Source organism: Paraburkholderia piptadeniae (assembly GCF_900007165.1).
Lineage (GTDB): Bacteria > Pseudomonadota > Gammaproteobacteria > Burkholderiales > Burkholderiaceae > Paraburkholderia > Paraburkholderia piptadeniae.
This window is the reverse complement of sequence record NZ_CYGY02000063.1, coordinates 126885-137940: the sequence shown is the minus strand read 5'-3', so window position 1 is coordinate 137940 and position 11056 is coordinate 126885. Positions and strand designations below refer to the sequence as shown.

Here is an 11056-nt window from a genome sequence, read left to right as displayed (position 1 = left end):
CGATGGCCAAGGCTATCAACAATGCGGCGGTTCCATTGGGAGCGGTGGCGGCTAGTCGCCTGGTGCACGACGCGGTTGTCAACGCGGGGGCGGAAAACGCCATTGAATTTTTTCACGGCTACACGTATACGGCGCACCCGGCCGCTGTCGCGGCGGCAATTGCTACCTTTGACATATATAAGCGCGACCGCCTCTTCAACCGGGCGCGCGAGCTCTCAGGCGTCTTCGAGGATGCTGCACACGAGCTGCGTGCTTCCCCGCACGTGAAGGACATCCGCAATCTTGGCCTCGTTGCTGGTATTGAACTCGAATCGCGGCCTGGTGCAGTGGGCGCCCGTGCACACGAAGTCTTCCTGAAATGTTTCGAGGCCGGCGTGCTCGTGCGCTACACAGGGGACATCCTTGCATTCTCGCCGCCGCTGACTATCGACGAAGAGAAGATTACCCAGATTTTCTCGACGGTTCGTGACGCCCTGCGCAGCGTGGCCTGAAATCTCACGTCTGGCAGAAATTGGCCAGACAGCCTTGGAGTATGGAAATGAATGTTGTCAACGAGAGGGCAAGACTCGCTTTGAAGCAGGTCAGCCACTTCATCAACGGTCGGATAGTTGAGCCGTCGAGCGGGCAGTTTAAGGACGTGTTCAACCCCGCGACCGGTGAGGTGACCGGTTCAGTCGCGCTTGCTTCGGTAGTGGAAGTTGACCAGGCAGTGCAGGCGGCTAGGGCGGCCTTCCCGGGCTGGAGTGAAACGGCTCCGCTAAAACGCGCACGTGTCCTGTTCAAGTTCAAGGAGTTGCTGGACAAGCACCACAACGAACTCGCGATGCTCATCACGCGCGAACACGGCAAGGTGTTCACTGACGCCCAAGGCGAGGTGGTGCGAGGCATCGAAGTTGTGGAATTTGCCTGCGGTATTCCCAACCTGCTCAAAACCGATTTCACCGACCAGATCGGTACTGGCATCGACAACTGGAACCTGCGCCAGCCATTGGGTGTGGTAGCCGGCATCACGCCGTTCAATTTCCCTGTAATGGTGCCGATGTGGATGTTCCCCGTCGCATTGGCCTGCGGAAACACGTTTGTGCTCAAGCCGTCCGAGCGCGATCCGTCGGCGTCGTTGCGTCTCGCCGAATTGCTGAAGGAAGCTGGTCTGCCCGACGGCGTCTTCAACGTCGTCAACGGAGACAAGGTGGCAGTTGACGCACTCATCGAACATCCCGATGTCGCTGCGCTGTCGTTCGTCGGCTCGACGCCGATTGCGGAATATATCCATACTGAAGCTTCGCGCCGCGGCAAGCGCGTCCAGGCACTCGGCGGTGCCAAGAATCACCTCGTCGTAATGCCCGACGCCGACCTCGACCAAGCCGTGGACGCCCTGATTGGTGCTGCATATGGCTCGGCAGGTGAACGCTGCATGGCCATTTCGATCGCGGTTGCTGTTGGCAGCACCTCTGACGCGCTAATCGAGAAATTGATTCCGCGCGTCAAGTCACTGGTCATCAAAAACGGCGAAAACCTCGATGCGGAAATGGGGCCACTGGTGACTGCCGAGCATAAGGCGAAGGTGGTGGGATACATCGCTTCGGGCGAATTGGAGGGCGCGAAACTCATCGTTGATGGGCGCGACCATCCGGTGTGCTCGGAGCCTGGCTATTTTCTTGGTGGCACGCTGTTCGACGGCGTTCATACGAGCATGAAGATCTACAAGGAGGAGATCTTTGGCCCGGTGCTCGGCGTGATTCGTGTGCCGGACTTCGCTACGGCGGTGAAGCTCATCAATGCACACGAGTTCGCAAACGGTGTCTCGCTGTATACCACGGATGGTGGAGTTGCTCGAGCGTTTGCGCGGCAGATCAAGGTGGGCATGGTCGGGGTGAACGTGCCGATTCCGGTGCCGATGGCATGGCATTCGTTTGGCGGTTGGAAACGCTCGCTGTTCGGCGATCATCATGCGTACGGCGAGGAAGGTGTGCGGTTCTACACGCGTTACAAGAGCGTAATGCAGCGTTGGCCGGACAGCATTGCCAAGGGTGCCGAGTTCACGATGCCTGTCGCTAAGTAATGCTCCAGCCGCAGTGCCGGTTGCCGGGCCGGGGCGACTGGCGGTGGTTATACAGCGGGCAGTCTCCGACCGCGAGAGCGCTTCGCGCCGTTGAACCGAACCTCACGCGTTCTTAAGGTCGTGAAAGTAGGGACGATGGCGCATTTTTTGGACCGGCGGACAGGCTCGATGCAATTACCTAAACCGTAGGACTCCTTCGGTCCGGTTGAGCAGCTATCAAGAAGGCGCGTGACTCAACGGGGGCTCGCCGCTGTGATGGAAAACCGTCCGCGGACGCAAAGAGAATATCCCACCCTGGCGTGCCGAGTGGCGCGACGACAGCCGTCTCGATTTGCGGTCGGTGTGAGCCTTGCCTCGTTCACGACGAGCGTGACGCCCGCACGTGCAAGCACGCCTTCCAGACTCATCGGCTACCTCAGCAGCAGCGAAAGCGAGGTGACGCCACAACTGGGTCACCGAGCCGCTGGTCAATACGACCGACCCGTTAGACCATTCGACGGTTCCTTCGTCAGATTGCCGTTGACCACATGTCGGACCACCTTCCCGTGAGCGTGAAGGGCCGGCGCCACCATTCCAAATTTTAATTTTGACAAAATAGGTAAATCATTATAATGATTGTCGGTCGATGACGTTGTGGTCGGATGGGCGCAACGCCCGAAAGTCCGAGGCTACAGCGCCTTCGATCCACAGGATCATCCTGGGTGCCAGATTTCTCGGTGATGCTGCTGATGTTTTACAGGATTCCCTGGCGGGTGCCAGTGGGTGATGACGTACGCTCTCTGAGCGTTCCAAGTATTGATTGCATAGGGCGATAGATCGATTACAAAACAGGAGACGCTCGAAAGATATGTTTAGGTATACGTAATATTCGATGAAAGAATAGTAAATTCGAAAAATATCGTTACCAATTGGTAACCAGGTTCGGAGAATACGATGAAAGCACGCAACGTACTCGCAGCATCCGTCTTGTCGGCATGTGTCGTTCCCGCAATGGCACAAAGCTCGGTAACGCTCTACGGCGTGATCGACGAAGGCTTCGACTTCACCAACAACGTGGGTGGGAGCAAGGTCTACGAGCTCCAGAGCGGCTATGTTCAAGGTAGCCGGTGGGGCCTGAAGGGCACAGAGGATCTAGGCGGCGGTCTGAAGGCCGTGTTCCGGCTCGAAAGCGGCTACGACGTCAACAACGGAAAACTCGCGCAGGGGGGCTTGATGTTCGGGCGGCAGGCCTACGTTGGCGTCGCCAGTGATACATATGGCTCGGTCACACTTGGTCGTCAGTACGACTCGCTGGTCGATTTTCTGGCGCAAACCACCGCGAACGGCAACTGGGCGGGCTACCTCTTTTCCCACCCGTATGACAACGACAACACGGATAACACGTTTCGCGTAAACAACACCGTAAAGTACACCAGTCCGTCGCTCGCCGGCTTCCAGTTCGGGGGTACTTACAGCTTCAGCAACGACACAAATTTTGCCAATAATCGCCAGTACAGCTTTGGCGCGCAGTACACGAATGGCGATCTTTTGATCGCTGCGTCGTATCTGCAGGCCAACAACCCATCTTCAACCGCTACTGGCGCGATCAACAACGGCGGCGACGAAAACTTCCTAAGCGAGCGCCTGCGCATCTTCGGTGCAGGAATAAATTATACGATCGGGTCGGCGACATTGGGCTTCGCATATACGAACACCGACGTCGCGCAACCGCTCAGCACCAGCTATGTGGGCGCGATCACGCCGCCTGCTGGCTCGACGCTGTCGTCGCTGCGCTTCCAGAACTTCGAACTGAACGGGAAATATCAGTTCACCCCGTCATTCTTTGTCGGCGCGATGTACACCTACACGCGGGCCGATTTCAATGCGACCACCGGAAAACTGCATCCCAACTACCAATCGATCGGGTTGATGGCTGACTACAACCTGTCGAAGCGTACGGATCTGTACCTGCAGGGTGCATACCAACACGCTGGAGGTGACAAGACTCAAACGGTGCTCGACGTCGCGTATGTGCCAGGTGCGGCAGGCGTTTCCTCGAACTCGAATCAGTTCGTGATCCGGGCGGCAATGCGGCACAAGTTCTGAGTGCGTCGGGAGACCGGCAAGAAGTAGGTGGTGCAAGTCCACTGCGATGAAGGAATAGCGATCCTCGCACGATTTTGACGCAGTTCTGTGGATGATCGTCAACGACGAGCGATGCCATCGACTGCCGCCAAGCTTTGGGCCGCCGCAGACGGCATATCTGAAGTGGTTGCAGTGGAGGCGTAGCGAATGATGGACACAATCCTTGCAATTCTCTCCGCGGAGGGGGATGGCTTGGGCTGCGTGGGCATGCGCGAAAGCGCATCGAACAACGGTAATTGTTGACTGTAATTCCGAGACTCACGTCTTTCATGCCAGCGTGCCTTCGCGGCGGTTTGTGACAGATCTCCGCCGCGAGGCTGCACCGAAAGACACGCGCGTCGGCTGCTGTTGCGCTGGCGGGAGACGATCGTGCGAGCCACGCGTCGCCGCCGGCCCACAAGTACGGCGTGGATGTCGCAGAAGGGTAGGGTTCTGGTCCGAAAGGCGCATCACGAAGGGACGCGACATCTCGGCTTCGTGAAAGGCGTGATGACAAGCCAGCGCGGTCCCGGGAAGCGGCGGCCCCGTCGGCGAGCTGCGCACTCGATCTGTTGCCGTGGCCGATGGTCGATTCGAAGTTCGGCCCCGTCGAGCCGAAGCCGCTGTCACGCATCGAGACGATCTCGGGCGCGAACCTTAACAAAGGAGGGGGACGTTTATGGCGATTGTGGGAATGTCGTTGAGACGTATGGTGGAGGATTGGTTGGCGCCCGACCCGAAGAGAGGATTTCGAGTTAGCCATTACGGACGATCAAGTGCGGGACGTTACGTTTGCGTTGTTGCAGACAACGGAGGCGGGCCAAAGGCGATGTTCTTTTTTCGACACCGAAGCGGAAAATGGTGCATTTTCCCACCCGATGCGGAGCGGCCTGCGATGCGCATCGCCGAGATTTCGTATACGAGAGACCGAGGATGAGGCCAAGCGCCAGGCTGAGCATTCGGAGCGCAGTCGTCAACACCTGTATGCGTGTTCTGCGCGGGGCGTTTTTACGCGGCGTGCAGTGAAAAGTGGGCGTGGGTGTTTAGCATACCGGGGTAATTATGGACGTATCAAAAATCCTGTTCACGAACTGTTTGGATCCGCGCCGACTCGGCTTTCTGGCGGGAGACCAATGATAGTAAGTGCGAAACGTTGAGCACGAATTTCGACGTGCCGGCGGAGGCTGCCAAATGGGTCTGAGAGATCTGCGTCGTCGCAACGAGCTCAAATCTGCACGAGATTGAGCAGATGTATGGCGAGTCACCCGTACTGTCCGTGCGACATGTCATACACGAGCGGGCCCGGAAGTTCTCGCGATCAAGGAGCGCCAACGTCGCAACAACCGGTGCGTATACCGGCCGAAGTGCTGCTTGAAGAGCGGCCGCATTTTCTGCCGCTGCCGGCGCCGTATGTGGGACGATCAATCCGAACGGGAGCGACGCCGCATCAGCAACCGAAACGAGCGTCACGCTACTCGATACCGCACACGCATGTGCGACGCGCGCTCACGGTTCGTGCGGACCAGCATCAGGTACGCATCCTCGATGGCGCCGATGTCGTTGCCGAGCATGCTCGCAGTTACGACCGCGGCGCGCAGATCGAGATCGCAACGCACATCGATGCGCTGGTGGAGTACAAACGTGAGGCCGGCCACCACCGCGGCCTGGACCATCTCGCGCACGTCGCGCCGGCTGTCCGGACACTGATGCTGCACGCGGCCGAACGCGGCAGCAATCCGGGCAACATTACCGCGCAGGTGCTACGTCAGGTCGAGCGGTATGGGCGCCGCCCAACTGCAGGCCGCGATCGAGGAAACCCTCGCGAGCGGCGCCGCGGCGCACCAGAACCCGGTGCGCCTAGCACTGGAGCGCCGGCGGACTGCCCGTGGAGCCCCTCCGCCCATCGCCATCAAGTTGCCGAAACACGTGTGCAACAAGGACAAGCGCGGGACGCCGCGCCGGCTCGACATCTACGACCAGCTCACAGCGGAGGCCGACGATGACAAACAGGACTGAGCAGTTGCACGAGCGCGCCCATGCCCTGCGGATGTACGGGTTGCTCGCGCACTGGAGCGAGATCGCCGACGCGTCATGGGTCGAGCGGTTGCTGCAGTGGGAAGAACAGGAACGCGCGCGCCGTTCACTGGAGCGGCGTATCCGCGACGCCCGCCTGGGCAACTTCAAGCCGCTGGCAGACTGCGACTGGGCATGGCCCAAACGTATTGACCGCGGAGCGCTCGAGGAACTGATGGCGCTCGAGTTCGTCAGGGAGAAGTCCAACGTCGTGCTGATCGGGTTGAACGGCGTCGATAAATCGACACTCGCACTACCTCGCGTACCAGTCGCTCATCCACGGCTACACGGCGCCCTGTACCACGGCTGGCCAGATGCTCGGCGAGCAGGCCGCGCTCGGCAGTTACTCGGCGCTGCGCCGGCGCCTGCATCGCTACGCTTCGCCCGAAGTGCTCCTGATTGACGAAGTTGGCTAGCTCTCGTACTCGAACCGTCATGCCCACCTGCTGTTCGAACTGGTGAGCCGCAGGTACGGCGCCGCGAGCACGGTGGTTACGAACAAACCGTTTGCAGCATGGTCGGAGGTGCGGCCTTCGTCGTGTCCTTGGTCGATCGCCTCGTGCATCGCGCCGAGGTCATCGCCATCGAGGGTGAGTCGTATCGCGTCAAGGAAGCGCGCGAGCGGGCCGAGCAGCGCGCCCGGAGAAGAAGCCGTGAGCCGCCGCACCCACCCGCCTTCGGGCCTGTCTCGCGGGCTGCACTTCGTGATCGACGCCGACTGGTCGCCCCAGCAGGCGTTCGCCGCCCACCAATACCGATATCGACGACATCGAGGGCGGGTTCTGATCCTGCTTTACTCGCCCTGCGGGCGGCAATGCCTGCGGCGCATGGTCGAGTGTTTAACTCAACCTTGCGCCGCCGTCTGGTGTCGGATTTACGCCGCCGCCAACACCAGACCTTCGCCGACGACGCAACGCTCACGGCCGTACTTCTTGATCGGGTACTTCACACGCACACGTCGTACCGATCTCCGGCGACTCGTATAGGCTGAAAGAAAAACGTCAGGCCGGCATGATCAACCGCATTCCGCCACCGCACATCAACGACGTGGCCGACATCAAACGCAAACGCAACTCGAACGAGGAAACACCCAGCTAATAACCGCAGGAGCAGGTGTACCAAACTACGATTCCGTCTGCGTCTGAAGCTGTATCAACTTGAGATCGCGTTCGACAGAGTCGATAAGGACGGCACTACACAAACGTGAGGTTCCCTCTGTTTTTCGCCTTCCAGAGGCCCCGATTTATGCAGCCGAGTCCTTCGTCCGCTGGGCCGCGAGCCAGTCTTGCATAAACCGGATTGGCGAGACAAAGCTGAGCGAAGAATGACGACGATTGCGGTTATACAAGCCGCAAACACAACACCCACATTACCGAGTCACGAGAAGTTCTCTATCGGTGGCACCCGTGGTTCGGTCGAATGGCCTGGATTTTTAACGTCATCGAGAAGAATGGCGAGATCATTCTGCGATGTGCACTCGACCCTCTCGAGGCAACAGCACGCGTATCGGAGATGCCGCAATGGATGTTTGATCCCATCGCCTGCGGTCGCATCACATATTCAGTATTACCGATCGTCGACTGCGAGGCGCTGCGCGAATTTCAGCGTCTGTTGACCGATCGAACTCTCGCCTCACAGTCAAATGTGGTAGAAGCCGAGCACCGTCCTTTGTCCTGTACAGGAGGAGCCGATGCGACGCGTTCCGAACCCCCATCCGGGCGATCAACCCGATCTGTTTCAGCCTTGTCCAGAGACGCCCGAGTGGGCGCATCTGCCGGTGGAAGTGCGGCAGCAGATAGTGCGCCTGCTGGTGCAGCTACTGCGGCAACACCGACGCGAATTGCACGTCGTGGCACACGAACAGGAGGTGTGCGATGAGTGACAAGATTCGAGTTCAACATCTCGCTCGCAAGGCCGCGCTGTACGTTCGCCAGTCGTCCGCGTACCAGGTCAGCCACAATCTGGAGAGCCAGAAACTGCAGTACGCGATGCAGGATCGTCTGCGCCAGTTGGGCTGGAAGGAAATCGAAGTGATCGATGAAGACCTGGGCTGCTCTGCGGCCGGCTCGCAGACTCGCACAGGTTTCGAACGCATGGTGGCTGAAGTCTGTCTTGGGCGTGTTGGTGCAGTGGCTGCCCGCGAGGTATCGAGGTTTGCACGCAACAGTCGCGAGTGGCAGCAACTGGTTGAGGTGTGCCGCGTTGTCGATACCGTGCTGATAGATCAGGAGACCGTATATGCCCCGCGGTTAGGCAATGACCGCCTGCTGCTTGGACTGAAGGGCAGCCTCAACGAATACGAACTGGATCTGCTGCGTCAGCGCTCGCTGGAAGCACGGCGAGAGAAGGCCCGACGGGGCGAGCTTGTCATCATCGCGCCGGTTGGCTATCGCAAGACCGAGGATCAGCGCCTGGAGAAGGTTCCGGATCTGCGCGTGCAGGAAGCCATCGGGTCGGTATTCCGTCAGTTCCTCGCAATTGGCTCGGTAAGGCAGACCTTGCTCTGGTTTTTGGAACATGATCTGCTGTTGCCTGCATGCACACCGCGTGGTGAGATCCACTGGAAGCGACCGTCTTATGGGACCATACACCAGATCCTGACCAATCCGGTGTATGGCGGCGCCTATGCGTATGGGAAGACCGAATGTACCGTCCACTATGAGACGGGAGAGCCGCGCAAACGCGATCGGCGCAAGCCGCGAGACCAGTGGCTTTCGCTCATCCCCAATGCCCACGACGGGTACGTTGACTGGGACGAGTTCGAACGGATCCAGCGCGCCATTCGCATCAACGCGCGTATGGGCGCACACGCCGGCGCTCCGAAGAACGGCGAGGCACTTGCCACGGGTCTGTTGAGGTGCCGGCGTTGCACGAGCAAGCTCACGGTACACTACACAGGTAGCCGGCATGACGCCCTGCGCTACAGCTGTCATCGTGCGTGGCTGGACAAGGGACTGCCCCGTTGCATCGCATTTGGTGGCGCGCGCGTGGATGCGGCAATCGCCCAGGCCGTCCTGCGGGTAGTCCAACCTGCAGCAATTGAGGCAGCTATCGTGGCTCGTGAAGAATAAACCCATAAGCATGACGAAGCACTGACCGCATTACAGCGCGACCTGCAGGCAGCCCGTTACGCCGCAAACCGTGCGCAGAAGCAGTATGACACTGCGGATCCGGAGAACCGGCTCGTCGCCGACGAGCTGGAACGCCGATGGAATGATGCACTGCTGCGTGTGGAAGAACTGGAGTCGCGTATTGAGCAGCGCTCGCAAGTATCTGGCCAGATTCCGCCGGTTCAACCCGACGAATTCAACGACCTTGCCGCAGCGCTCGAGTTGATATGGCCGCAGGCTGACGCCCGCCTGAAGAAGCGCATCGTGCGCACCTTGATCCATGAGGTTGTCGTTGATCTCGACGACGCAACCAGCGAGATCGTGCTCGTCATCCACTGGAAGGGTGGCGTCCATACCGAGATCCGCGTACCGCGCCGACGTCGGGGCCAATGCGCCACCCAGACATCCCCTGAAGCGATCGATGCAGTTCGACTGCTGGCTCGCATCTGCCCGGATCTGGTGATTGCCAGCATGCTCAATCGGAATGGACTGCGAACTGGACGAGGTAACTTCTGGACGCAGGAGCGCGTCACTGCGCTGCGCAGTCACCATCGAATTCCCGTCTATTCGAGCGAGCGGCGTTCAGCCGAAGGATGGATGAACCTTACCGAGGCATCAGCGCTTATCGGCGTGAGTCCCAAAACCCTCAGGCTCGCAGTCGAGCACGGCGAGATCGCGGCGGAGCATCCGCTATCGCTTGGGCCATGGATCTTTAATCGCGATTCGCTGAACACCAGCGCGGTCGTCGAGTTCGTCGCGCGTACCCGCGCCCGGCGCGCATACCCCACAATACCAACGACAGGACAGGGCTCTCTCGATTTATCAAGCACATAGCGAGGTGGGGCACTATGAATCACACTTGTAGAACACTTCGATGTATTCGAACAGGTCTGCAATGGCTTCGCGATGCGTGCGATACCTCGCACCGTGTACGCGCTCGTTCTTCAGGCTGTTGAAGAAGCTTTCCGTGGGCGCGTTATCCCAGCAACTGCCCTTGCGACTCATCGAACAGCGCATGCTGTAAGAGCCCAGCTTGCGCTGGAATTCATGGCTGGCGTACTGGCTGCCACTGTCCGAGTGGTGCAGCGCGCCGGGCGCGGGCCGGCGACGGAACCATGCCATAGTCAGCGCGTCGCTCACCAGGTCCGCCGTCATGCGCGGCTTGACAGACCAGCCCACCACTTCCCGATTGAACAGGTCCAGCGTGACGGCCAGATACAGCCAGCCTTCGTCGGTCCAGATGTACGTGATATCCGAACTGAATACCTGATTGGGCCCGGCTGGCGTGAAGTTGCGGTTCAACACGTTTGGCGCCACCGGCAGCTTGTGCCGGGAATCGGTTGTCACGCGATAACGACGCTTGTGGCGGGCCCGGATACCGTTGGCGCTCATCAGCCGCTCTACCCGTGCCTTGCTGGCTGGGAAGCCGCGAGAGCGAACCTCTTCGGTCATGCGAGGCGAGCCATAGGCGCCTTTGACCTCGGCATGAATCGTCCGGAGCAGCGTGAGCAACTGCGCATCGGTCAGCCGCTGACGCCCGGGCGTGCCGCCGCGCTTCCAGGCGCGATAGCCGTTCACGCTGACACCAAGGACCTCGCACAGCGCCGACAGCGGATAGTGCCGGTACTGCGTGTCAATCCAGGCGTACTTCACAGGAGGTCCTTCGCGAAGAGTCGAGTAGCCCGGCGGAACTTCCCCGCCAGGCCCT

8 protein-coding genes and 4 pseudogenes are annotated in these 11056 nt (G+C 59.7%); 10 read left to right on the top strand and 2 right to left on the bottom strand.

Annotated features, from left to right (window positions below):
• The 4 genes and pseudogenes from BN2476_RS30670 to BN2476_RS48635 form a co-directional block, all read left to right on the top strand.
• Positions 1 to 491, top strand: a 491-nt coding sequence (locus BN2476_RS30670; RefSeq protein ID WP_143811085.1) for an aminotransferase class III-fold pyridoxal phosphate-dependent enzyme, incomplete at its 5' end; no start/stop codon positions are given.
• A gap of 47 nt (positions 492 to 538) precedes the next feature.
• Positions 539 to 2062: a CoA-acylating methylmalonate-semialdehyde dehydrogenase gene (locus tag BN2476_RS30665; protein ID WP_087737960.1), complete on the top strand. Its 1524-nt coding sequence runs from the start codon at positions 539 to 541 to the stop codon at positions 2060 to 2062.
• A 933-nt stretch (positions 2063 to 2995) separates the two neighbouring features.
• Positions 2996 to 4147, top strand: a complete 1152-nt coding sequence (locus BN2476_RS30660; protein ID WP_087737946.1) for a porin — start codon at positions 2996 to 2998, stop codon at positions 4145 to 4147.
• A 1367-nt stretch (positions 4148 to 5514) separates the two neighbouring features.
• A pseudogene (locus BN2476_RS48635) lies at positions 5515 to 5709 on the top strand (Mu transposase domain-containing protein); the annotation flags it as partial.
• On the opposite strand, the gene BN2476_RS47605 reads toward BN2476_RS48635, so the two are convergent.
• Positions 5632 to 5847 carry a hypothetical protein gene (locus tag BN2476_RS47605; RefSeq protein WP_175607941.1) on the bottom strand — a complete coding sequence of 72 codons (216 nt, stop codon included), beginning with the start codon at positions 5845 to 5847 and terminating at the stop codon, positions 5632 to 5634. The pseudogene BN2476_RS48635 and the gene BN2476_RS47605 sit on opposite strands and share 78 nt — an antisense overlap.
• Before the next feature lie 97 nt (positions 5848 to 5944).
• On the opposite strand from BN2476_RS47605, the gene BN2476_RS47600 reads away from it, so the two are divergent.
• The 6 genes and pseudogenes from BN2476_RS47600 (at position 5945) to BN2476_RS47765 (ending at position 10182) form a co-directional block, all read left to right on the top strand.
• Positions 5945 to 6181 carry a hypothetical protein gene (locus tag BN2476_RS47600; protein WP_175607940.1) on the top strand — a complete coding sequence of 79 codons (237 nt, stop codon included), beginning with the start codon at positions 5945 to 5947 and terminating at the stop codon, positions 6179 to 6181.
• Positions 6165 to 6890 (top strand): annotated as a pseudogene (locus BN2476_RS30645) (ATP-binding protein); the annotation flags it as partial. The gene BN2476_RS47600 and the pseudogene BN2476_RS30645, both read left to right, overlap by 17 nt.
• Before the next feature lie 243 nt (positions 6891 to 7133).
• Positions 7134 to 7336: pseudogene (locus BN2476_RS47775) on the top strand (ATP-binding protein); the annotation flags it as partial.
• Between the two features lie 592 nt (positions 7337 to 7928).
• Positions 7929 to 8120: a hypothetical protein gene (locus BN2476_RS30635; RefSeq protein WP_087737944.1), complete on the top strand. Its 192-nt coding sequence runs from the start codon at positions 7929 to 7931 to the stop codon at positions 8118 to 8120.
• Positions 8113 to 9309 (top strand): recombinase family protein, encoded by a 1197-nt coding sequence (locus tag BN2476_RS47770; RefSeq protein ID WP_218274557.1) that lies wholly within the window; start codon positions 8113 to 8115, stop codon positions 9307 to 9309. Before BN2476_RS30635 ends, BN2476_RS47770 begins: the two co-directional genes overlap by 8 nt.
• A gap of 159 nt (positions 9310 to 9468) precedes the next feature.
• Complete coding sequence (locus tag BN2476_RS47765; protein WP_218274556.1) at positions 9469 to 10182, top strand: MerR family transcriptional regulator; 714 nt, start codon at positions 9469 to 9471, stop codon at positions 10180 to 10182.
• Positions 10183 to 10209: 27 nt separating this feature from the next.
• Here BN2476_RS47765 and BN2476_RS30625 read toward each other — a convergent pair.
• A pseudogene (locus BN2476_RS30625) lies at positions 10210 to 11019 on the bottom strand (IS3 family transposase); the annotation flags it as partial.
• Positions 11020 to 11056 lie beyond the last annotated feature (37 nt).